The organism is Paenibacillus residui, from assembly GCF_042677205.1.
GTDB lineage: Bacteria > Bacillota > Bacilli > Paenibacillales > NBRC-103111 > Paenibacillus_L > Paenibacillus_L residui.
On the sequence record NZ_JBHTIU010000003.1, the window covers coordinates 56,672 to 78,328 of the forward strand.

At 49.9% G+C, this 21,657-nt stretch carries 24 protein-coding genes; 23 read left to right on the forward strand and 1 reads right to left on the reverse strand.

Annotated features, from left to right (window positions below):
- Positions 1 to 56: 56 nt before the first annotated feature.
- The 21 genes from ACFQ03_RS01310 to ACFQ03_RS01410 all read left to right on the forward strand — a co-directional run bounded on the left by ACFQ03_RS01310 (position 57) and on the right by ACFQ03_RS01410 (position 19,307).
- Complete coding sequence (locus tag ACFQ03_RS01310) at positions 57 to 221, forward strand: hypothetical protein (RefSeq protein WP_191964341.1); 165 nt, start codon at positions 57 to 59, stop codon at positions 219 to 221.
- A 304-nt stretch (positions 222 to 525) separates the two neighbouring features.
- Positions 526 to 1,620: a 3-dehydroquinate synthase gene (gene aroB, locus ACFQ03_RS01315; protein WP_150959812.1), complete on the forward strand. Its 1,095-nt coding sequence runs from the start codon at positions 526 to 528 to the stop codon at positions 1,618 to 1,620.
- A 7-nt stretch (positions 1,621 to 1,627) separates the two neighbouring features.
- The gene (aroH, locus tag ACFQ03_RS01320; RefSeq protein WP_144933394.1) at positions 1,628 to 1,999 is read left to right on the forward strand and encodes a chorismate mutase; all 372 of its coding nucleotides are present in this window, start codon (positions 1,628 to 1,630) and stop codon (positions 1,997 to 1,999) included.
- A gap of 352 nt (positions 2,000 to 2,351) precedes the next feature.
- Positions 2,352 to 3,917: an anthranilate synthase component I gene (trpE, locus tag ACFQ03_RS01325; protein WP_144933312.1), complete on the forward strand. Its 1,566-nt coding sequence runs from the start codon at positions 2,352 to 2,354 to the stop codon at positions 3,915 to 3,917.
- Positions 3,918 to 3,943: 26 nt separating this feature from the next.
- Positions 3,944 to 4,984, forward strand: coding sequence for an anthranilate phosphoribosyltransferase (trpD, locus tag ACFQ03_RS01330; protein ID WP_150959814.1), 1,041 nt, complete (start codon positions 3,944 to 3,946; stop codon positions 4,982 to 4,984).
- Entirely contained in the window at positions 4,974 to 5,780 is an 807-nt protein-coding gene (gene trpC / locus ACFQ03_RS01335; RefSeq protein ID WP_144933310.1) for an indole-3-glycerol phosphate synthase TrpC, read from the forward strand. The genes trpD and trpC overlap by 11 nt, the downstream gene beginning before the upstream one ends.
- Entirely contained in the window at positions 5,777 to 6,451 is a 675-nt protein-coding gene (locus ACFQ03_RS01340; RefSeq protein ID WP_379285586.1) for a phosphoribosylanthranilate isomerase, read from the forward strand. Before trpC ends, ACFQ03_RS01340 begins: the two co-directional genes overlap by 4 nt.
- Positions 6,448 to 7,644, forward strand: coding sequence for a tryptophan synthase subunit beta (gene trpB / locus ACFQ03_RS01345; RefSeq protein WP_150959816.1), 1,197 nt, complete (start codon positions 6,448 to 6,450; stop codon positions 7,642 to 7,644). The genes ACFQ03_RS01340 and trpB overlap by 4 nt, the downstream gene beginning before the upstream one ends.
- Positions 7,641 to 8,447, forward strand: coding sequence for a tryptophan synthase subunit alpha (gene trpA / locus ACFQ03_RS01350; protein ID WP_150959817.1), 807 nt, complete (start codon positions 7,641 to 7,643; stop codon positions 8,445 to 8,447). The genes trpB and trpA overlap by 4 nt, the downstream gene beginning before the upstream one ends.
- Before the next feature lie 28 nt (positions 8,448 to 8,475).
- Positions 8,476 to 9,576, forward strand: a complete 1,101-nt coding sequence (gene hisC, locus ACFQ03_RS01355) for a histidinol-phosphate transaminase (protein WP_379285589.1) — start codon at positions 8,476 to 8,478, stop codon at positions 9,574 to 9,576.
- Positions 9,577 to 10,686 carry a prephenate dehydrogenase gene (locus tag ACFQ03_RS01360; RefSeq protein WP_260981968.1) on the forward strand — a complete coding sequence of 370 codons (1,110 nt, stop codon included), beginning with the start codon at positions 9,577 to 9,579 and terminating at the stop codon, positions 10,684 to 10,686.
- Between the two features lie 612 nt (positions 10,687 to 11,298).
- Positions 11,299 to 11,889 carry an RNA polymerase sigma factor gene (locus ACFQ03_RS01365; protein ID WP_144933392.1) on the forward strand — a complete coding sequence of 197 codons (591 nt, stop codon included), beginning with the start codon at positions 11,299 to 11,301 and terminating at the stop codon, positions 11,887 to 11,889.
- Complete coding sequence (locus ACFQ03_RS01370) at positions 11,889 to 12,515, forward strand: anti-sigma factor family protein (RefSeq protein WP_379285591.1); 627 nt, start codon at positions 11,889 to 11,891, stop codon at positions 12,513 to 12,515. The genes ACFQ03_RS01365 and ACFQ03_RS01370 overlap by 1 nt, the downstream gene beginning before the upstream one ends.
- A 285-nt stretch (positions 12,516 to 12,800) precedes the next feature.
- Complete coding sequence (locus ACFQ03_RS01375; RefSeq protein ID WP_144933304.1) at positions 12,801 to 13,928, forward strand: hypothetical protein; 1,128 nt, start codon at positions 12,801 to 12,803, stop codon at positions 13,926 to 13,928.
- Positions 13,929 to 13,992: 64 nt separating this feature from the next.
- Positions 13,993 to 14,517, forward strand: coding sequence for a gamma carbonic anhydrase family protein (locus tag ACFQ03_RS01380; protein WP_379285594.1), 525 nt, complete (start codon positions 13,993 to 13,995; stop codon positions 14,515 to 14,517).
- A complete protein-coding gene (locus tag ACFQ03_RS01385; protein WP_144933302.1) occupies positions 14,507 to 14,935 on the forward strand; it encodes a DUF2487 family protein in 429 nt (142 codons plus the stop codon). The genes ACFQ03_RS01380 and ACFQ03_RS01385 overlap by 11 nt, the downstream gene beginning before the upstream one ends.
- Positions 14,936 to 15,351: 416 nt before the next feature.
- Complete coding sequence (locus tag ACFQ03_RS01390) at positions 15,352 to 15,897, forward strand: ubiquinol-cytochrome c reductase iron-sulfur subunit (RefSeq protein WP_144933301.1); 546 nt, start codon at positions 15,352 to 15,354, stop codon at positions 15,895 to 15,897.
- Between the two features lie 16 nt (positions 15,898 to 15,913).
- The gene (gene qcrB / locus ACFQ03_RS01395; RefSeq protein ID WP_144933300.1) at positions 15,914 to 16,585 is read left to right on the forward strand and encodes a menaquinol-cytochrome c reductase cytochrome b subunit; all 672 of its coding nucleotides are present in this window, start codon (positions 15,914 to 15,916) and stop codon (positions 16,583 to 16,585) included.
- A 75-nt stretch (positions 16,586 to 16,660) separates the two neighbouring features.
- On the forward strand, positions 16,661 to 17,539 hold the full coding sequence (locus tag ACFQ03_RS01400; RefSeq protein WP_379285597.1) for a menaquinol-cytochrome c reductase cytochrome b/c subunit: 879 nt from the start codon (positions 16,661 to 16,663) through the stop codon (positions 17,537 to 17,539).
- 211 nt (positions 17,540 to 17,750) lie between these two features.
- The gene (locus ACFQ03_RS01405) at positions 17,751 to 18,404 is read left to right on the forward strand and encodes a DUF1405 domain-containing protein (protein ID WP_186328188.1); all 654 of its coding nucleotides are present in this window, start codon (positions 17,751 to 17,753) and stop codon (positions 18,402 to 18,404) included.
- Positions 18,405 to 18,449: 45 nt separating this feature from the next.
- Positions 18,450 to 19,307, forward strand: coding sequence for a sporulation protein YpjB (locus tag ACFQ03_RS01410; RefSeq protein ID WP_379285599.1), 858 nt, complete (start codon positions 18,450 to 18,452; stop codon positions 19,305 to 19,307).
- A gap of 54 nt (positions 19,308 to 19,361) precedes the next feature.
- Here ACFQ03_RS01410 and ACFQ03_RS01415 read toward each other — a convergent pair whose 3' ends face one another.
- Complete coding sequence (locus ACFQ03_RS01415) at positions 19,362 to 20,225, reverse strand: YitT family protein (protein WP_379285601.1); 864 nt, start codon at positions 20,223 to 20,225, stop codon at positions 19,362 to 19,364.
- A 489-nt stretch (positions 20,226 to 20,714) separates the two neighbouring features.
- Between ACFQ03_RS01415 and ACFQ03_RS01420 the strand changes: the two genes are divergently transcribed.
- Together ACFQ03_RS01420 and ACFQ03_RS01425 are read left to right on the forward strand one after the other, a co-directional pair.
- Complete coding sequence (locus ACFQ03_RS01420; protein WP_144933296.1) at positions 20,715 to 21,053, forward strand: nucleotide pyrophosphohydrolase; 339 nt, start codon at positions 20,715 to 20,717, stop codon at positions 21,051 to 21,053.
- Between the two features lie 57 nt (positions 21,054 to 21,110).
- Positions 21,111 to 21,656 (forward strand): tetratricopeptide repeat protein, encoded by a 546-nt coding sequence (locus ACFQ03_RS01425; RefSeq protein ID WP_379285603.1) that lies wholly within the window; start codon positions 21,111 to 21,113, stop codon positions 21,654 to 21,656.
- The last annotated feature ends 1 nt before the right edge of the window (position 21,657 follow it).

Genomic DNA, 21,657 nt, shown 5'->3' on the forward strand with positions numbered 1-21,657 from the left:
CCGCTTTGCTTACAAAGCCGTTTCTGCTACGGCAGAACGATAAGGAGGGTATCCGCTTGGATAAAAGGAAAGTTATCGAAGCCTATCAAAGAGGGTTTATAACGATACAAGAATGTGCTCAAATATTGGGGATCGATTCCTTGGAAATTATGGGAATGGTTGGCGCTCCTCACGGAGGAGAACGGCCCCGTCCCGTCCCAAGGCAGTCGATGAACAGTTGAACGTCTTAAACTTGCGATCAGCTAACCAGCACGCCCGGTGACCATATGTCATTCCGGCGTGCTATTTTTTTTCGCGGAAGGATGTTGATCGGCGGTATGTCCGGCAGTCGCACTGCAAATGAAACGGACGGACTGCAAAGCATCAAGGGAATGGTAATCTATCAGAGCAGGCTTTTCCTATGATTTTAGGTTCGTTGGATCTAAACGAACTTTTCTTGTCAAAGCGGGTGCCCTGTACTATAATTAGCACATAAAAGCGCTAAAGCGCAAGAGCGCACAGCATGGGAGACAAGGAGGGGCAGCTATGAAAGAGCTGATCGTCGATTTAGGGGAACGGTCGTATCCGATATATATTGGTGAGGGAATGATATCCGGAATTTCCGGATTTTTTGAGAAGCACGGAATCCGTAAGGCTTCGCCGCTTATGATCGTTACGGATGAGCATGTTGCCGCCAGGCATCTGGATTCGGTAGCGAATGGTTTGCGCGCTGGAGGATTTGATGTAGTAACCAAAATCGTTCCCTCTGGAGAAACATCCAAATCGTTGGCCATATTGGAGGATATCGTAACCGATGCTTTACAAGCGGGACTGGACCGCAGCTCCTGTATCGTCGCATTGGGGGGCGGAGTTGTCGGAGACCTCGCCGGGTTCGCGGCCGCAAGCTATATGCGAGGAATCCGCTTTGTCCAGATACCGACAACGATTCTGGCTCACGACAGCAGTGTCGGCGGCAAGGTGGCCGTCAATCACAAGCTGGCCAAGAACGTCATCGGAGCTTTCCACCAGCCGGAATTCGTCCTGTACGATACGTCAACGTTGAATACGCTGCCGGATCGGGAGGTTCGTGCAGGCTTCTCGGAAGTGATCAAGCACGGCCTAATCTGGGATGCCGCGTTCGTAGATTGGTGTCGCGATCATGCCGATCGTCTGCTGGCGCTCGAACCGGAAGCTTTGGCGACGGCACTCTATACCGGCTGTAAGGTCAAAGCGGCTGTTGTGTCACAGGATGAGAAGGAGAACGGCTTGCGGGCTATCCTTAACCTGGGGCATACGATCGGGCATGCACTGGAGGCTGTGGCGGGCTATAATGAGCTTCTTCATGGCGAAGCCATATCGATAGGAATGGTAGGGGCTGCCAGACTGGCTATGAAGCTGGGCCATCCGGAATCGATCTACCGCGAGACCAAGGAGATTTTATCGCGATTCGGACTGCCGGTCAGACTGCCGGAGCATATGGACACGGAACAGATCATGTCTGCCATGATGCATGACAAGAAATTTAAAGAAGGTAAGATGGTCTTTATCATTCCTACCGCGATAGGCAAGGTCGAAATCAATCACCAGATTTCGGTCGAATGGGTAAGGGAAACAGTGGAACAATTGAAACGGGAGGAATAAAACGATGATGTGGGTTAGGGGAATTCGCGGTGCGACAACCGTAAACAATAACGACGAAGAAGAAATTTTGCAGGCTACGGCGGAGCTGATGAACGAGCTCATTGCCGAGAATGATGTGCATCCCGAGGATATAGGCAGCATTCTGGTCACGACGACTCATGATCTGACCGCTACATTTCCGGCCAAAGCGATCCGCCAAATGCCGGGCTGGGAGCTCGTTCCTTTGATGTGCTGCCTTGAAATACCGGTACAGCCCAGCTTACCGATGTGTATCCGTCTAATGGTGCATGTCAACACTACCAAGCGGCAGGATGAAATCCGGCACGTGTTCCTGAACGGAGCCAAAGCGCTTCGTCCGGATATTGTCGGGAAAAAATAAGGGTTGACGAGTCAAGCGGCTCTCCTGTATATTGAGAGATAACCAGTTTTGAGAAAGACCTTAGAAGAGATTGAGTAGAGACTAGTTGAGAACAGTTTGAGCTGAGAAGAGTTGAGTAGAGAGCAAGAATGAGCCGCGCATCTATAATGAGTCGTTGGATTCATTATGTTTGTTTGCTATTCTTTGTTCGCTTCCATTTGCTTAAATTGTACATTGACAGCCTCTACGGTGAGTAGAAGGCTGTTTTTATTTTGTCTAAAGATTATAGCGGTAAGAAGTCCAAGCTTTGTACGAAGTGGCATGACTGGGCGTCAGAGTCGTTCCTAACACATGAACGGAGGAGAGATCGAGAATGTATAGTCCGGAATTGAAAGAAGTTACCCGTCTGGCCGAGCAATTCAACCTGATACCCATCGCGCGCAGCCTGTTGGCCGATGTGGAAACCCCCATCCGGTTATTTCAGCATTTTGTCAACGAACCGAATGCCTTCTTGCTTGAAAGTGTGGAGGGAGGGGTCAAATGGGCCAGATATTCTTTCATTGGAACCGATCCGTTCATGACCGTAAAGGCGAAAAACGGCAAGGTCCGGGTGACCAAGGGCCAAGAGACTGAGATTTTAAGGGAGAAGCCGCTGGAAGTTTTGAAAGAATGCTTATCCTCCTTTTCCAGTCCTTATTTCGAGGATATGCCCCGTTTCACGGGAGGGGCGATCGGATTTTTCGGCTACGATCTGCTTCAGTATTACGAGAAGCTTCCGGCACATCGGCGGGACGATTTACAGATGAACGATATTCAGTTCATGTTCTGCGATCAGGTTATAGCCTTCGACCATTTCAAGCAGCAAATCAAAGTGATTGCGAACGTGCATATTCCTCCTCAAGCATCGGAGTCCGACATTGCGGAGGCCTATCGAAAGACATGCCTCAAGATCGACGAGACCGTCCGCAAACTGCAGAGGCCGTCTCCTTCACTGCCGGCATCCCGAAACGTAAATGTCCGGGAGGTCGAGCTGGGAGAGATTCGATCCAATGTGACTAAAGCGGAGTTCATGGACAATGTGGAGAAGGCCAAAGATTACATTCGTGCGGGAGATATTTTTCAGGTAGTTCTGTCCCAACGGTTTGAAATCGAAACGGACGTTTCCCCCTTGCAGGTATACCGGGTGCTGCGAACTGTCAATCCGTCCCCTTATATGTATTATCTGAAAATGGAGGATGAGATCATCGTCGGTGCCTCTCCGGAATTGCTGGTCCGGGTGGAGGAAGACAAGGTGGAGACGCGCCCGATCGCCGGAACGAGGCCGAGGGGAGCTACTCCAGAGGAGGACCAGGCGCTGGAGAAGGAGCTGCTGGCCGACGAGAAGGAGCGAGCGGAGCACCTGATGCTCGTTGATCTCGGACGCAACGATTTGGGCCGGGTCTCGGAGTTCGGGTCGGTGAAATGCGACTCATTCATGGAAGTGGAACGCTACTCCCATGTCATGCATATCGTTTCGAATGTCACCGGTAAGCTGCGCCGGGATAAAGATTTCTTCGACGCCTTCATCTCCTGCCTTCCCGCCGGAACCGTGTCCGGTTCTCCCAAGATAAGGGCGATGGAAATTATCGCCGAGCTGGAGAATGAGGCCAGGGGAACGTATGCAGGGGCCATCGGCTACCTCGGCTTTGCCGGCAACATGGATACCTGCATTACGATACGGACGATCGTGTTCAAGAACGGCAAGGCTTATGTGCAGGCCGGAGCGGGCATCGTCGGAGATTCGGTGCCGGAGAACGAATATGTGGAAACGGTGAATAAAGCTACAGCGCTGCTGAAATCTATCCGTATGGCGGAGGAGATGTTCGGCGGCGGAGGCGGGGAAACAGCGGCCAACCAAGACTATTATTATGCCGGGAATGCTTCCGGAAGTAATTTATAATCCGATTAGGCGGGGGGATTGAGTTGATGGATAATCAAGCAAAGATTAAGAAAGCGATAGCCAAAGTCATTTCGGGCCAGCATCTGGAGCGGGCCGAAGCCAGTGAGGTCATGTCGGCTATTATGGATGGGGAAGCCACTTCCGCGCAGATCGGCAGCTTGATGACCGCCATGCGGATGAAAGGCGAAACGATCGATGAAATTACCGGATTTGCGGAATCCATGCGCAGCAAGGCCAACCGGGTACGTACGGAGCAATTCGATCTGCTCGATACTTGCGGAACGGGGGGAGACGGCGCCAATACGTTCAATATTTCCACGGCATCGGCGATCGTCGCTGCCGCAGGCGGAATTCGGGTGGCGAAGCACGGCAACCGGGCTATGTCCAGTCGCAGCGGAAGCGCGGATGTGCTGGAGAAGCTCGGCGTAAACATACAGTTGAACAGCGTACAGGCCGCCGACTGCTTGAACCGGATCGGAATATGCTTCATGTTTGCGCAGGATTTTCATCCTTCTATGAAGCATGCAGCGGGGCCGAGACGAGAGCTCGGGGTCAGAACGGTGTTCAATCTTCTGGGACCGCTCACGAACCCGGCGGGGGCCGACCGTCAGCTGCTCGGTGTCTTCGACCGCTCCAAGACCGAGCTGCTCGCACATGTATTGAACGCACTGCAGCTTAAGCGCGGACTTGTCGTTGCGAGCTACGACGGATTGGATGAAATCAGCATTTCCGCTCCGACCCAGGTAACGGAGTTATTGGAAGGAGAGGTTCGGACTTATACGATTTCTCCGGAAGAGCTCGGGCTTCGGACCTATCCGCTGCAAGAAGTAGCCGGAGGAGATGCGGAGACGAATGCGCAGATTATCCATTCGATTCTGGATGGTCGTCAAGGAGCGTACCGGGACATTGTGCTGGCCAACGCGGGAGCGTGCTTCTATGTGGCCGGGCGTTGTTCCTCCCTGCGGGATGGTGTACAATTGGCAGCGGAGGTTATCGATTCGCGCCGGGCCAGCCGCAAGCTGGACGAATTAATTCATTGCACAGGAGAATTGAGCCATGTATCTTGATCGAATCGTTGAGACGAAACGAATGGAAGTCGCGGCGCTGAAGGAGCGATTCTCCCTTACCGAAGCGGAGAGACAAATAGCGGAACTGCCTGCTTGTTTAGGCTTTGGGGAGAAGCTTGCCAGAGGCCGTAACCGTCCCATGGGTTTGATTGCGGAAGTGAAGAAGGCATCCCCTTCCAAGGGACTGATCCGGGAGGATTTCCATCCTGTTAATATAGCTCGGACGTATGAAGAGGCCGGGGCGGACTGCTTGTCCGTTCTGACGGATGTAGAGTATTTTCAAGGGAGCAACCGTTATTTGCAGGAGATTAGAGAGGCGGTCCGGCTTCCTATCCTGCGCAAGGATTTCACGATCGATTACCGCCAAATTTACGAGGCCCGTCTGATCGGTGCGGATGCGGTCCTTCTGATAGCTGCCATTCTGACAGCGGAAGAGATGAAGGAGATGCTGCAAATAAGCAGCGACCTGGGATTGGATGCGCTGGTGGAAGTGCATGACCGGGAAGAGCTGGAGCGGGTCTTGGAGCTGGATGCTTCCTTGATAGGAATCAATAATCGCAATTTGAAGACCTTCGTTACCGATCTGGCGGCGACCGAGTCGCTGATTCGCCATATTCCGCAGGAAGCGACAATCGTCAGCGAAAGCGGCATATCCCGCCCGGAGGAGATCCGTTATTTGCTGGCGTCCGGCGCTCATGCCGTTTTGGTGGGCGAGCATTTTATGAGGCAGCATAATATCGGATGGGCCGTGAAACAGTTGATGGGAGAGCCCGGCACCGAAGAGGTGGCGAGATGATCCGCCCAGCGGTTAAAATTTGCGGATTGCAGACGGTCGAAGCGGTCCGCTCGATTCTTTCCTTGCCGATAGAGTATATCGGTTTTGTTTTTGCCCCGAGCAAGAGAAGAGTGACCGGCCGCCAGGCCGCAGAGATGACCGGGGAATTGGTGAGGGAGCGGGAACAGGGAAGGCCGGCTCCCGCATCCGTTGGAGTCTTCGTCAATCCTGAACCGGAAGAGCTTGAAGAGATACTGAAGATCGTTCCGTTGGATGTTATACAGCTCCATGGACGGGAATCCCCCGAATATTGCCATCAAGTGAAGGAGAGATTCGGGACAGGATTGTTCAAAGCCGTCTCGATCTCCATGTCGCAGACCGCTTCTCCCGCAGATCTCGTATTGCCCTTCGCCGGCTCGGCGGATGCCATATTATTGGACACATATGATCCTGTACATGGCGGAGGCAGCGGGAAAACCTTCAACTGGAAGGTCATTCCCGATTATTTGGAGCTGACCCGGGCCGCAGGAATGAAATTGATCGTTGCAGGAGGCTTAACCCCCGATAATGTGAGCGGACTGATCTCTGCATACCAACCTGACGGAGTGGATGTTTCCAGCGGGGTGGAGACGGAAGGACAGAAGGATATAGCTAAAATCAAACAGTTTGTGGAAAGGGTGAAAAGCCGATGACTCAGGTCCCGGATCAATATGGCCGGTATGGCAAATTCGGAGGACGCTATGTTCCCGAAACATTAATGAACGCACTGCTGGAGCTGGAAGAAGCTTTTACACATTACATGAAGGATCCCGAATTTTTAAGCGAGGTCCGATATTTGCTTAAACAGTACTCGGGCAGACCTACACCGCTGTACTTTGCGGAACGGTTAACCGGGCATCTGGGCGGAGCCAAAATCTATTTGAAGCGCGAGGATTTGAATCATACCGGCGCACATAAAATCAACAATACGATCGGACAGGCCGTTCTGGCGAAGCGAATGGGGAAGAAGAAAATCATTGCCGAAACGGGAGCCGGTCAGCACGGGGTGGCTACGGCGACTATTGCCGCACTTCTCGGGCTGGAATGCAAGGTGTTCATGGGCGAGGAAGATACCAAGCGCCAGCAGCTGAATGTTTTCCGGATGAAATTGCTCGGCACAGAGGTCGTTCCGGTCACTTCCGGTTCGAGAACGTTGAAGGATGCCTGCAACGAAACACTTCGTTATTGGGCGGCAAATGTAGAGGATACGTATTATGTGCTGGGCAGCGTCACGGGCCCTCATCCGTATCCGAAGATGGTGCGCGATTTTCAGCGAATTATTGGCGATGAATCCAGGGAACAGATATTGGAAACGGAAGGAAGGCTTCCGGATTTGGTCATCGCCTGTGTAGGCGGCGGAAGCAATGCGATGGGGATGTTCTATCCTTTCGTACAGGATTCGGAGGTTCGCTTGATGGGAGTCGAGGCGGCAGGGGCCGGGATCGATACCGATGAGCATGCGGCCACGATGACCAAAGGTACGCCGGGGGTCTTCCAGGGCTCGCTGAGCTTCGTTCTTCAGGATGAATATGGCCAGGTGCAGCCCGCTCATTCGATTTCCGCCGGACTGGATTATCCGGGAATCGGACCGGAGCATGCCTACTTGAAGGACAGCGGCCGGGCGGAATACGTGCCGATCACGGACCGGGAGGCATTGGATGCCCTGCAATTGCTCAGCCGCAAGGAAGGAATTATTCCCGCCCTGGAAAGCGCCCATGCAGTAGCCCAGGCGGTAAAAATAGCTCCGACGATGTCCCCTGATCAAACGATTATAGTCAGCCTCTCCGGCCGGGGCGATAAAGATGTGGAGTCGATCATGAAGTACTTGGGAGGGGATGGACAATGAATCTTATTGACGAACGTTTCGCGTCACTTAAGGAACAGGGACAAACTGCCCTCATGCCGTTCATATCCGTTGGCGATCCGGACTTGGCCACTTCGGTGGACATTATTCTCGAGCTGGAAAAAGCGGGAGCCGATATGGTCGAGCTGGGTGTCCCCTATTCAGACCCGTTGGCGGACGGGCCGGTGATTCAGCGTTCCTCGCTGAGAGCGCTGCAGCACCGGGTCACAATTGTCGACTGCATTCGCATTGCACGGCAATGCCGCGACCGAGGCAGCAAGCTGCCGTTTATTATTTTCACCTACTACAATCCGGTGCTGCAGCTTGGGCTGGAAAGATTTTTCGAATTGCTGCGCGAGAACGACGTGAGCGGCATCATTATCCCGGATCTGCCGCTGGAAGAGAACGGGCAGGTGCTGGAGCTGTCGAGACAGTATAACATTCATCTGATTCCGCTCGTCGCCCCGACCTCCAATGACCGGATCCAGCGAATTACTTCGCAAGCCGCCGGTTTTATCTATTGCGTCTCTTCGCTGGGCGTTACCGGAACCCGTTCGCAATTTTTCGAGGGTATTGATTCATTCCTTGATACGGTTAAGCGATCCACCGAGGTGCCGATAGCGATCGGGTTCGGGATCTCTTCCCGGGAGCAGGTCGACAATTTTTCCAAAAAGTGTGACGGAGTCGTGGTCGGCAGTGCGATTGTCCGCAAAATCGAAGAAACACTCCCGCTTTTAAGCCAGGAAGAGACAAAATCGGCCGGTCTCTTGCAAATTCGTGAATTTGTGCGACAATTAAAAGCGTAACTTATTTTTTCATATTGGGGTGTTGGCCGTGCAGCCGAAGAAGAATATCGTTCATTTACCGGTCTATCAGCCGGGTAAACCTATTGAAGAAGTGAAGAGAGAACTGGGGCTCACGGAAGTCATCAAGCTGGCTTCCAACGAGAATCCGTTCGGATGCTCCGAGAAAGCTAAGGAAGCGATAGCTTCGGAAATAGCAAACACAAGCCTTTATCCGGACGGCGGTGCCGTTGAATTAACCGCGGCTTTGGCCGAGCATCTCGGGGTCGAGCCGAATCAAATCATTTTCGGCGCCGGTTCGGATGAAGTCATTTTGATGATCTCCCGCGCATACTTTGAAGCCGGGGACGAAACGGTCATGGCTTCCCATACCTTCCCGCAGTATAAGCACAATGCGGAAATCGAGGGAGCGGTTTGTATCGAGGTTCCTCTTCAAGACGGGACCCATGATCTGGAAGCCATGCTCGAAGCGATTACGGAGCGGACGAAAGTCGTTTGGATCTGTAATCCGAATAATCCGACCGGAACGATGGTTACGCATGAGCAGATTGAAGCGTTTATGAAGAAGGCGCCCTCCAACGTATTGGTTGTGCTGGATGAAGCTTATGCCGAATACAATACGACATCGGAATACCCGGACGGCTTCCGGCTTCTGAAGACCTATCCGAATCTTATTTTGCTTCGCACTTTTTCCAAAATATACGGTTTGGCTTCACTAAGAATCGGATACGGCGTAGGGCATCCGGATGTCATTCGTTCGATCAATCAAGTGAGAGAGCCTTTCAATACGTCTCGATTCGGTCAAGCGGCCGCTCTGGCTGCCGTTAAGGATCAAGCTTTCATTGACCGCTGCCGCGAGGAGAATGCGGCCGGCATTCGTTATTTGACCGGAGAATTTGCCCGGATGGGCTTGTCCTATTATCCGGCGCATGGAAATTTCATCATGGTGGACGTCAAGCGGTCGGCTGCGGATGTATTCAACGGACTGCTGCGCCAAGGCTTCATTGTCCGTGGGGGCCATCAGCTGGATTTCCCGACCAAAATTAGAGTGACCGTAGGAAGCCAAGAGCAGAATGAGAAATTCATCCGGGCGCTCGAGAACGTATTGGCGGAAATCGGAGTGGAAGCATAAGTGGGCTTTATAAAGGACGAAGCTAAGACCATTTCGATCTTTGGCGTCGGATTAATGGGGGGATCGCTGGCTCTTTGCTTTAAAGGAAAGCCGGGCCTGCGGGTAGTGGGCCATTCCCCCAATCCGGCCTCCGTGAACAAATATTTGGAACGGGGAGTCGTCGATGAAGCAACGACTTCGTTCGAGCAGGCGGCCTGCGATGCCGACTATATTTTTCTATGCGTTCCCGTAGGTCAACTGGAGCCTTATCTGGAGCGTTTAAGCAACCTGCCGCTGAAGCCGGGCTGCATCATTACCGATGTAGGCAGCACCAAAGCATCGGTTATGGATTACGCGCGCAAGCTGCAGTTTAAGGACGCTTATTTCATAGGGGGCCATCCGATGGCCGGCTCGGAGCGGTCCGGGGTGGAGGCCGCTTCCAGCTATTTGTACGAGAATGCTTTCTATGTACTAACTCCCCTGGAATCCACTCCTGAAGAGGTTTACGGCAGGCTGGAGAACCTTCTGCGCTGGACGAAGGCTCATGTTGTCCGGATGGATTCCGGGCTTCACGACGATATCGTCGGCGCCATCAGCCATCTTCCGCATATTATTGCGGTTGCTTTAGTGAATCAAATTGCGGCCTACAATAAGGACAATCCTTATTATGAGCGTCTGGCCGCCGGGGGATTCCGCGATATTACCCGGATTGCCTCCGGAGATCCGGTCATGTGGAGGGACATTCTCGTTCATAATCGGAAGGTTCTGCTGGACTTGCTTAAGGATTGGAATCGGCAGATGGAGCATTTTGTTCAATTGCTGGAGGCGGCGGACGGGCCGGGGATCGAGCAGGAGTTTATCCGTGCCGGACAATTTCGCGGGCAGCTTCCGGAGAGGCGCAAGGGAGTTCTAACCTCTCTCTATGATCTGTATGTGGACGTTCCCGATCACCCGGGCATTGTCGGCAGTATAGCCACACAGCTCGGTAATGAAGGAATCAACCTGCGCAACATTCAAATTATCGAAAGCCGCGCGGATGTCCCCGGGGTACTCAGGCTTTCCTTCGATAATGAGAAGGATTATGAGAAAGCGGCAAATTTGCTCAAAGAGCAATATACGGTTCATCAATAGTTTTCCGGATAGGTAGGAAGCAGGCTTTGGACAAGCCTGCTTTTTCCATGGGAAATAAGTTCTTGGAAGGTTGCGCTATTTTAATTACAAAAAAATATAAAACGTTTTCAAAAAAACCATTGACAAAATGAAAACGGATTCATATAATAAAAGTACAGTATGGTTTCTCTCCACTCCTATCCGAATATTTGCACGATGTGCAGCCGCCGATTCAATCGGCGGTTCTTTTTTTTGTTTAATAAAAGTGTCGAAAATAGGCTTGGTGCATGATCAAAGGGAATCTCGGTCACATCGTGAGGAAAGGCGTTTAATCTACAGCAAGCTTAATCAATATAATTCTACATTTTTTTTTGAAAATGTTGGCGAAAAAGAAGGAATTATTGAATTTACCGCGAATAACTATATCAACATGTATTTGTCCGTGGCAATCTTATACATCCTCCGATCCCTGTCAGCATACAGTAATGGCAGGGCTTCGGAAGTTTTGTCATTTTTCAGAAGCTATGAACGTAAAATTTTGATCGTGGTGCGCAACTTTTTCCTCCCCAGCAGAGTACAACAGGATAGGAGGCTGGGATTAACGAACGAGGATCGCAAGGAGGATCGTTTGTGATGACCGATTCCCAGTTGATTAGAGAAATTAAAGATGGAAATGTGGAACTTTATTCCGAATTAATGCAGCGTTATGAACGGAAGATTTTTACATTTGTGTTTCACATGCTCAAGAGCGCCGGCTTGGAAGCGATGGCAGACGATTTGTGTCAAGAATCGTTCTACAAAGCTTATCGAAGCTTGTCCACTTTTCGCGAAGTAGAAGCTTCCTTCTCCACCTGGTTATATACCATTGCGCGGAATACCGTATTGAGCGAGCTTCGCAGGCATAAGCATGTCAAGGTTTCGCTAGAACAAAGCGGACATACTCCGCAAGCTGCTTCGGAAACACTTCCCGAGCAGACGGTTCTTCGCAATGAGAAGGTTTCGATGGTCCGCAGAGCCATTAACAATCTCCCGGAGAAACAGAGGTCTGCCCTTATTTTGCGGGAGTACGACCAGTTGGACTATCAGGAAATCGCGAATATTCTTGGACAGACGGTCAGTGCGGTGAAGTCGTTGTTGTTTCGCGCAAGGGCCAGTGTCAGGATGCAGCTCGAGCCGTACGTTCTTGATCCCATCTTGACTGATATTGAAGGGATGAATCGTTAATGAATTGTGCCGAGGTTCAGGATCTCATCGAGATTTATACCGATCTTCCTCCGGACGATGAACGGCGTTTGCGTGTGGATGAGCACGTTAACCATTGTACGGATTGCAAGAATGAACTCCAGATATGGATTGAGAGTGCCGAATGGATCGCCAGGGAGGAGGCCTCGCCTTCGTCTCGTCCGGCAGCGATGGAAGGCCCTGAGTTTTCCAGTCGGGTCATGAACCGGATTTACGAGCAGGAGAGCTGGAGAACGCCGGTTTCCGATCGAATCTACTCCATTTCCTATAAGGTAAGACGCAGGCTGACCGCATTCATTTCGTTTTGCTTGGCGCTGTTTATGTTTAGCTTTCTGTATTCCTTGGTCTATCGCCCGGCACCCGAATCCCAACCGGTGGAAAGCGGGATATTTGGTTTCCATCAGGCGGTCAGCGCGGCTGACAATTATGCGGAGCCCTCGCTCCACACTCAGGTTATGATGCAAAGCGCCTCTTCCAAGACGGCCATAATCGAGCCGCTCAAGCTGGGGCCGATTCAGACTTATCCTGACTACTTGCTAGTCATTTCCTTCCTGGGTTTAATTGCCGCATTGCTGATCATGAATTGGCTTTCCCGAATAAGAGCATAGGACGACCGCTCCCATTAGGGGGCGTTTTTTTTCTCTTGCGGGATAGGGTGATTTTATACCGAAATTAATGTATTTGCAGGCGTCTCCCCGAGTGCTCTGAATCGCTCTAAATTGATGCATCATCGCAGGAATTTGTCTTCAATAACGGCGGGCGGCTACTAGGGTCATAAGTCATTTTATACGGCTTCTTTACCAAGGGTGGTTCCATGCATTATCCAAACAAGGAATATGTTGTCAAAAACCGTTCATACTAACAACAAAAAGAATGAACGGAGGCATCCGGTAATGAATCTCGCAGATATGTTAAGCTATGCCGACATACGTGAGTTAAGCCATATCGCTCGAACTTATGCCTGCGAATGCAGCACGAACTCCAAGAACGAGCTGATTCAATCGATTCTGTCGAGCATTGGCCGCAAGGAAGTGTTTGAGCAGCAGGTAGGAGGGCTATCCATGGAGGATATCCGTTTTCTTAACTCCCTGCTGTTTGAGAGGCGGGATTTATTCAGTTTGGAAGAATTACTGGCGCGCGCGAACCAGACCCGATTCGTTAAAGAAGAAGCATCCGACTGGAATCCGCGAGATACGATAGTGAAGTTTAAACATAGGGGTTGGTTATTTAATGGACATTCCCAACAGACGAGATATCTTTTTCAAGTCCCGCAAGATTTGAAACGTAAAATCGGTGAAGCCTTAACCAAGCAATTTGCGGCAAAGCTGCAATACATTGGTACCGATCCGACGGTCTACCGGGATGAGCAGGAGCTGCTTGTTCAAGATTTGTCGGCATTGCTGCGTTATTTGCAGCAGCAGGAGGTGCAATTGTCGGCAGACGGGTATATTTATAAACGGAATCTTCAGCAATTGCTGGAGAGCTTTGCCGTTCAGGAAGAGCAGGTCGGGCGGACAGCTTGGCGTTTTGGCTACGGGAGACGTTTTAAGGAATATCCTAACCGCTTTTCCCTTATATATGATTATTGCTATTATCAGGGCTTGATCACGGAAGAGCAGCAGGTCCTGGAGCTTACACTTGAGGGGCGAAAGAGGCTGGAACAAGGCCGGACGGAGGATGTTCAGGATATTTATCATTTTTGGCTGAGACTGTACAAAGGAGCTATCCCCAATCTGCAGTCGCTGGTGCAATGGATTGACAGACTGGCCCATTCGTGGGTAACGGTCGCTTCTCTGGAGCAGGTTCTCGTCCCCCTTATCAAGCCATTCTACTACGATGCTCCAGAGTCTATATTGAATCATCGCATTCTCCAAATGATGATGCATATCGGCTTGATTAAAATCGGGGAAGAGGAAGGGCTCGGCAGGGTCGTGATGATGACCAAGCTTGGCAGCGGCGTCATTAAAGGCACCTATGTAAAGGAAGAGGATAAAATAGAACTGCCGATTGACAAGCCTTAACGGGCTTGCTACAATCACACCCGAACCTGTAAGTCGTACATCCAAACTGATCGGAGTGAAGCGAATGAAGCACGATTACCAGGGGGTATACCCGACATTGCACCCGAGCGTTTTCGTTGCGGAAGGAGTTCAGATTATCGGCGACGTCCATCTCGGTGAAGATTGCAGTCTTTGGTACAATGCGGTTCTGCGGGGAGATCTTGCACCGATTCGGATAGGCCGGCGTACGAATATTCAGGACGGATGCATCGGCCATGTGAATACCGGACAGCCTTTGCTTGTGGATGAGGAAGTGTCGGTTGGACACGGGGCCATCATTCATGGCTGCCAAATCGGCAAAGGCTGCTTGATCGGAATGGGAGCGATTCTGTTGAATGGCGCTCAAATAGGGGAATATTCCATGATCGGTGCCGGCTCTGTTGTGACCGAGAATAAGGTCATTCCGCCCTATACTCTGTCATTAGGGACTCCGGCCAGAGTCATACGGGAGTTGACGGAAGCGGATTTGGAGCGAATGAAGAGGACGACCGCAAGCTATGTGGATAAAGGAAGGGAATACAGGGAGAGGAGAGGCTTTCATGAAATTTAGCGAAATCGAAAAGGATCAATGGGAGGAGCTGCGTCCTTATTTGGACACATGCCTGCTCCCGCTTACGGGGCTGACAGGAGATGAAACTCCATGGCAGGCTACCGAGGCTCTGGAGAAGCTGAGAGATGCGATGGATTGGATAGAAATCCCTTACAAAGGCCGTATTGTTACTTATCCTGCCCTTCATTATACTTCGGAAATTTCCCAATTCGCCACTCATGTAAACGAAGTTTGCAAAAAGTTGAAAGAGGTAGGGTTCCGATATGTTATTCCCATCTCTAACGACCCCCGCTTGAACGATCTTGTACTGCCGGAGGCCGATGTATTCGTTTCGGCGAAGAGTATCGGGAACGGGAGAAGCGGAATCGGCCAGATAATCGAATCCATTTGGTCACAAAGTCCTTCCGGGGATGAATGAGAATGTTCATTTGGGAGAACTCTAAAAAAAGCTTCCAAAGGTAGCTTTTTATGGCGAACGTTCAAGATTGTTTAAGATCTTTACCGGATTAAATGAAAACAAACTATCCGTCGCGGTAAAAGAAGCTTCCGTCGATGCCTTTTCAAAGATGTTGTCGATTCCATAAAGGTAGCTTATTAGGCGATTTAGCGAGTGTGACTTCTTCGAAGCCTAATCGCTTGCATCGTATAAAAATTTCAATTGTGACAATTTGGTTAATAATTGCTTTATTCGCTGCAAAACCATTGGGAAGTGGACAAGCCATGTTCTTGACGCCCCCATGGTCGTAGGCTATTATAGTTTATGTCCTAGTATATTATGTAATGACTTGTCGATTGCGACGTGAGATATATGGCTAAAGGGGGTAGAACCAGCACATGAGCGAGAACAAAGACCAAGGAACCCAATATCCAGTTGATGAAACCAGTCCCAAGCGCGAGATGTCTCGTCGCCAATTCCTGAGCTATGCTCTGGGAGGAACAACTGCTTTTATGGCTATGGGGCCCATGATCCCGATGCTTCGTTTTGCAGTGGATCCGATTCTGCAGACGAAAGGCGAGGCCGATTGGGTGAAGGTCGTTGAGGAGAGCAAGATTCAGTCGGAGCCTCAATCTTTCAAGTTTCAAGTTCAGCAAGTCGATGGTTGGTATGAGAGCACGCCGACGCTTGAGGCTTGGATTGCCAAGGATGATTCCGGCAATATTTTTGCTCTGAATCCGACCTGTAAGCATCTGGGTTGCACCGTTAACTGGAACAATCCGAAGTTTCCTAACCAATACTACTGTCCATGTCATGACGCTCACTACACTAAGGAAGGCAAGAACCTTGCGGTAGCGCCTGCACCATTGGATCAGTATGAAGTGAAGATTGAAGGCGGCTTCGTTTATTTGGGCAAGCTGCATCCGAATGAGATAGTCAAATAAGGAGGCGTGCTATTAAATGCTGAAAAGTGTTTATAACTGGATTGACGAACGCCTTGACATAACACCAATGTGGAGAGACGTGGCCGACCACGAGGTTCCGGAACACGTCAACCCTGCGCATCACTTTTCCGCTTTCGTGTATTGCTTTGGCGGATTGACGTTCTTTGTTACGGTTATTCAAATTCTGTCCGGCATGTTCTTGACGATGTACTACGTGCCAGATATCGTAAATGCGTACAATAGCGTTGATTACCTTCAGCATCAAGTGGCGTTCGGTGTTATCGTTCGCGGCATGCATCACTGGGGTGCCAGCTTGGTTATCGTCATGATGTTCCTACATACGCTACGGGTTTTCTTCACAGGATCCTACAAGAATCCTCGCGAGATGAACTGGGTAGTAGGAATGCTTATTTTCTTCGTAATGCTTGGCCTTGGTTTTACAGGTTATCTTCTTCCGTGGGATAACAAAGCTTACTTTGCAACTCAAGTAGGTATTAAAATTGCGGAAAATGCACCTTTCATCGGAGATTATGTGAAGACGTTCCTGCAAGGGGGCGACATTGTAGGGGCACAGACCTTAACGAGATTCTTCGCACTGCATGTGTTCTTTCTCCCTGCTGTACTGTTAGGCTTGTTGGCGGCCCACTTCTTCATGATCCGCAGGCAGGGGATTGCAGGTCCGCTATAAGGTTAAGTTCATAAGGCAGAGCTTTAACAGCATCTGAGAAAGTTGTGGAAGCCGAAGAAGGAGGAGGGGTAAAGCGTGGCCCATGGTCCTAAATCGAATGAAAAGATAGTCTACGTCGGCGATTCGCGTATTCGCAAGAAAGAATTCCGGCCGCATCCACAAGATTATACCTCTTATCCCGGCAAGTCCGAGGCGTTCATCCCGAACTTCTTATTGAAGGAATGGATGGTTGCGGTCGTTGCTTTGGTCGGTATCCTGGTTCTGGTTATGTCTGAGCCGGCACCGCTCGGATATCCCGCCGATCCGACGAATACGGCGATTATTCCGATGCCGGACTGGTATTTCTTGTTTATGTATCAATTGCTTAAATATCCGTACACTTCGGATCAGTATGTTGTGCTCGGAACGATTGTTCTTCCCGGTATTATGTTCGGCGGCTTGTTACTGGCGCCATTCCTGGATACCGGTAAAGAAAGACGTTTCTACAGAAGACCGATTGCTTCTTCTCTAATGCTGGTTTCGTTGGCTGCCGTCACATACTTGACAGTTTACTCCTGGGACCACTATACGAAGGAGTTGGAGCGTCAAGGCCTCGTTCCGGATCATATTAAAGCGGAAGAGGAGCGGAAGGCGGCTAAGGAAGAAGGCCGCGAGCCCGATATTCGCAAGAAACCGGAATCCGCAGCTATTCCTATCGTGGATCCGGACAGCGAAGGGGCGCAAATTTATGCCAAATCGACTTGTCTCAGCTGTCACCAGGCGGACTTGAGCGGAGGCGCGATGCCTGCTTTGCTCGGAATTGGTGATAAGTATGACAAAGCGGGAATTCTTGATATTATCAAGAACGGTAAGGGCGGAATGCCGGCCCAATATGACACCAATATTGCCAATGGGCTGACCGATGCCGATATCGATACATTGGCTGAATGGCTGTCGAAGCAGAAAGCCCAATAATCCGTACGATAACCTGACCCTTCGCAAGATGTGGTCAGGTTTTTTCTTGAAATATAAGAAAGGATAAGTTTTACTTTATACCTGTTCTTATTTTTCATGGTAAACGCGCCCGTCCAAAGGACGGCGATGGGCCGTTTATCCTTGACATCTTAGTTCCGGGTTGTTACAGGGGCTTGCCTGGCATGTTAAAAGCTCGAAAGGAGGTAGCCGTATGCCGAATGAAATTGTGTGGAAGACAGTAATGAGCCGCTCTTTTCTGACGTCACCGTTTATGCTGTGGTCTTTGTTCTGGATAAATAGCTTAGGAACGGTATATGGTTACTATTGGTACTGGGATCAACTCGTCTATACCGTTTCTAACAGACCATTGTGGATGGTTTTGCTTGTTCCGGATAGTCCGACGGCAAGCTTGTTTTTTACACTGGCGCTCATCTTTCTTCTGCGTGACCGGTTCAAAGGGCCGGTAAGCACGCCTGTTCGCCGCATCATTGAGACGGTGGCAGTAGTCGCTTCCTTCAAATACGGGATTTGGGCCGTAGCTATGATTGTCGGCGGAGCCTATCAGGGTGAGCCCATGGCATGGCAGGATTGGATGCTTATCGGATCGCATTTGGGCATGGCTGCGGAAGCGCTGCTGTTCGTCCGCTTCTTTCAGATTCGTCCCATCTCCTGGCTGATTGCTGCATTATGGGTACTAGGCAACGATTTTATCGACTACTCCTACGAAATTTACCCTTGGCTGCCTGATGCCCTTACGGAAAATATAGATCAGGTAAAGGCCTTTACGTGGGGGCTCAGCTTGTTCTCCGTCTTGTTGTTCGGCTGGATAGGACTTGCTAAAAAATCACGTTCAGACAGGGTCTAAATAAGGACATCCCCCCATATCATGATGTTGAGGAGGGGATGTCCTATGTTGTTAAATAGAAGATTTCGTGCGTTAAGTGCAGGCTTTGTACTTGTTGCCTTGATCCTTGGAGGCTGCGGAGAGGTAAATACGCCAACCGATCCGCAGGCACAAGAGGGAAATTCGCGGGAAATGGTTAAACTGGAGCGAATCAACCAATGGGCGAATGAAATGTATCAGCAGACAGCTTCCGGCAATGTTGTTGGAGGTAAGGAAAAGCTGGACGATATTTCAGAGCAGTTAACGAAAATCCAATTTTCCGGAATTACCTCGCTGGAAGGGATGAATGCTTTATTCGACACTATTGAGCAGGCAAAAAGGAAATTCAATTCTGTTCAAACTTCTCCAGAGGAAGCTCTGCAGGAGGCTGTTAAAATCCGCTTGATAGCTGATGCAATGACTCATCAATATTCACCCATGTGGTTGGAATTCGATAAAGCGATTCGGTCCGAACTGAGAAGAATGGAGCTGGCCGCGAGCCGCCAGCAAGATCAGGAATTGTCCGGTACATTCCAGAGACTGGAGGATCGATACGAAACCATTCGTGCGTCCATAATGGTTAGCCGAAATCCGGAGATTGTGGAAAAATTGGACTCGTTGTTCGTTTTTATCAAACACCAAATGCAGTCCACCCCGATTCCGTATACAGAAATCCGCTCAGCGGCCAAAGAGTTGGACAATGCCCTTCGCGAGGTGTTTTATTCGGCTGACGAACGGACGGCCTATCTGCCTATAGTAGAAGGCAAAGATCCGATAATATGGTCTGCAGCAATGGGCGCCATTATATTAACGGTTCTCGGCTTCGTCGCATGGAAAATGTTTCATTCCGATAAAAGGTTCGCGCGCGTTCCAAGAGATCGTTAAAAGTAACCCTGCCTACGCCGCCATGGGCATTATGGACAAAGTGCGGATATAGCTTTATTCTTCTTTGAAGCCTTCGCCCAGTACATCCTGTACATCCGCTATAATGATAAAAGCAGAGGGATCAACCGATCGGATAATCATTTTTAACCTCCGGGCCTCTTGACGGGCGACTACACAATACAATACCTCCTTATCCTTTCGGGAATAGGCGCCCTTCGCCGGAAAAATGGTGACACCGCGTTCCAATTCCGAAGTTACCCGGTGGGCCAACAGCTCTCCATTTTCGGTTACGATGGTGAAGGCTTTGGCGGCATAAGCCCCTTCCGTAACGAAATCAATCATTTTAGAGGCGATGAATACGACCACGATCGTGTATAAAACTTTTTCCTTGGGGATATACAGCAGAGAGGAGCCGATGACCAGAACGTCAATCGCCAGAATGATCTGTCCCATGCTCCATCCTTTTCTTTTGTTGATGATCCGGGCCAGAATATCGGAGCCTCCTGTTGTACCGCCGAATCGGAAGACTACGCCTAATCCGGCCCCCAAGGTGACACCGGCATAGAGGGTCACGAGGAAGTAGTCCTCACCGGCTAGAGGAATGATCCAGCCGTAGCCGATCAGCATTTCCATAGTCCAGAGGAAGAAGGAGAGGAACAAGGTTCCGAGCACGGTCAAAGCCATAGCTTGATTACCAAATACTCTCCAGCCTATCAAAAATAGGGGAACATTGAGTACAAGGGTTGTTAAGGAAGGAGGTATTCCCAACGCATAGTTAATCAAGAGGGAAACGCCGGTCATGCCCCCTTCCATAAGCTCGTTAGGAATGACAAAATAATGAAGGCCAAAGGCATAGACGGCTGTACCGAGCATAATGGGAATAATGTTGCGGTATAGCGTGAGATACTTATTCGTCATTTTCTATGTACGCCTCCTCCATTAATCATGAGAAACGCTGACATCCGGGATTTCGGAAAAGTACCGGAATAGGATTCATAGCTTTTTTAGTATGCCCTTTCTTATCGCCGGGATTTATCCATCCTGCGTGTGAAGCGATTGCAGATGTTATTGATATTAATTTTCCATCTAGACGGGTTAAACCTTCTTAGAGTTTGGAATTATTATACAAATTTATCTGACTAGAAAGCATTCTAGCCACTAATTAGAAATGCTGCACGATCACGAACGATCAGTTCGTCGATTTGTTCGGGTTAAAGCTTCTTAATTAAGAGGCTTTTTTCGTGTATGTACTTATTTCCACCGTTTGTAATGAGCGATTCTTCGAAAAATAATTTGTCTTCAAGACGTCTTTGCGTTAACATGTATTTTAGCTGCACTGCTTTATTGCAGTGAATAACAGTGAAGGGAATAACCCCTGCAAGACAGAAAGTAAAGGAAGGGATCCCATTGGCGGATAAAAGCTTAAAGGAAATGCAGAATGAGGTCGACCGTTATATTTCTCAATTTAAAGAAGGATATTTCAGTCCTCTTTCCTTGTTGGCCCGGCTTTCGGAAGAAGTGGGCGAACTGGCGAGGGAGGTTAATCATCGATACGGTGAAAAGCCGAAGAAGCCGACGGAAGAAGAAAATTCTATCGAAAATGAGCTTGGCGATCTGTTGTTTATCCTGATCTGCTTTGCCAATTCCTTGGGCATTGATTTAACTAAAGCCCATGATGACGTACTTGAAAAATTTCAAACCCGGGATGCCAATCGGTGGACTCCGGTTAACAATGAAAATCAATAATACATATGCTATACCATCACCTTTCATCCATAAGGCATTAGGAAGGGATGGCGACGCATGGACGGATATGAAGCTATGCAGAAGGCTTATCAATCGATTCTTGCTCACGATTTCGACCAGGCGATTGCGTGGTTTAAGCAGGCTGTTAAAGCTTGCCCGGACAATGCGGAATATCATTACCGGTTGTCGATATCCTGCATGCGCAGCAGCCGTTTGACGGAGGCTTCTATTCATGCCCGGAGGGCCGCTGAGCTGGAGCCGGACGACGACACATACCGGTCCCATTACGAAAGGGTGCGGGCCAGGGAGCATGTGGCGCAAGCGCAAAATTATTTGGAGGAAGGACGGGACAGGGCTTACTTCTCGATTCTGCTGTTGAAGCAGGCAGTAGAGCTGGACCCGTTATCGACTGACGCTTATTTGCTGTTAGGAATGGCTTACGCGGATGTCGACGATTATCGCTCCGCACTGAGGGCTATATCCGAAGTGCTCCGGTTGGAACCGGATCATTCATTAGCAATTAGGCTCAAACAGGAATACGAGCAGCAGCTTCATCAATATACGACATCATCAACGAAGTTTGAGAAAAGCGAGGGTAAATAGA

What these genes read in the sequence shown, in the direction of transcription:
- aroB (WP_150959812.1), top strand. Translation starts at nt 526, where the DNA reads ATGAAAGAGCTGATCGTCGATTTAGGGGAACGGTCGTATCCGATATAT.
- aroH (WP_144933394.1), top strand. Translation starts at nt 1,628, where the DNA reads ATGTGGGTTAGGGGAATTCGCGGTGCGACAACCGTAAACAATAACGAC.
- trpE (WP_144933312.1), top strand. Translation starts at nt 2,352, where the DNA reads ATGTATAGTCCGGAATTGAAAGAAGTTACCCGTCTGGCCGAGCAATTC.
- trpD (WP_150959814.1), top strand. Translation starts at nt 3,944, where the DNA reads ATGGATAATCAAGCAAAGATTAAGAAAGCGATAGCCAAAGTCATTTCG.
- trpC (WP_144933310.1), top strand. Translation starts at nt 4,974, where the DNA reads ATGTATCTTGATCGAATCGTTGAGACGAAACGAATGGAAGTCGCGGCG.
- ACFQ03_RS01340 (WP_379285586.1), top strand. Translation starts at nt 5,777, where the DNA reads ATGATCCGCCCAGCGGTTAAAATTTGCGGATTGCAGACGGTCGAAGCG.
- trpB (WP_150959816.1), top strand. Translation starts at nt 6,448, where the DNA reads ATGACTCAGGTCCCGGATCAATATGGCCGGTATGGCAAATTCGGAGGA.
- trpA (WP_150959817.1), top strand. Translation starts at nt 7,641, where the DNA reads ATGAATCTTATTGACGAACGTTTCGCGTCACTTAAGGAACAGGGACAA.
- ACFQ03_RS01365 (WP_144933392.1), top strand. Translation starts at nt 11,299, where the DNA reads ATGACCGATTCCCAGTTGATTAGAGAAATTAAAGATGGAAATGTGGAA.
- ACFQ03_RS01370 (WP_379285591.1), top strand. Translation starts at nt 11,889, where the DNA reads ATGAATTGTGCCGAGGTTCAGGATCTCATCGAGATTTATACCGATCTT.
- ACFQ03_RS01375 (WP_144933304.1), top strand. Translation starts at nt 12,801, where the DNA reads ATGAATCTCGCAGATATGTTAAGCTATGCCGACATACGTGAGTTAAGC.
- ACFQ03_RS01380 (WP_379285594.1), top strand. Translation starts at nt 13,993, where the DNA reads ATGAAGCACGATTACCAGGGGGTATACCCGACATTGCACCCGAGCGTT.
- ACFQ03_RS01385 (WP_144933302.1), top strand. Translation starts at nt 14,507, where the DNA reads ATGAAATTTAGCGAAATCGAAAAGGATCAATGGGAGGAGCTGCGTCCT.
- ACFQ03_RS01390 (WP_144933301.1), top strand. Translation starts at nt 15,352, where the DNA reads ATGAGCGAGAACAAAGACCAAGGAACCCAATATCCAGTTGATGAAACC.
- qcrB (WP_144933300.1), top strand. Translation starts at nt 15,914, where the DNA reads ATGCTGAAAAGTGTTTATAACTGGATTGACGAACGCCTTGACATAACA.
- ACFQ03_RS01405 (WP_186328188.1), top strand. Translation starts at nt 17,751, where the DNA reads ATGCCGAATGAAATTGTGTGGAAGACAGTAATGAGCCGCTCTTTTCTG.
- ACFQ03_RS01410 (WP_379285599.1), top strand. Translation starts at nt 18,450, where the DNA reads ATGTTGTTAAATAGAAGATTTCGTGCGTTAAGTGCAGGCTTTGTACTT.
- ACFQ03_RS01415 (WP_379285601.1), bottom strand. Translation starts at nt 20,225, where the DNA reads ATGACGAATAAGTATCTCACGCTATACCGCAACATTATTCCCATTATG.
- ACFQ03_RS01425 (WP_379285603.1), top strand. Translation starts at nt 21,111, where the DNA reads ATGGACGGATATGAAGCTATGCAGAAGGCTTATCAATCGATTCTTGCT.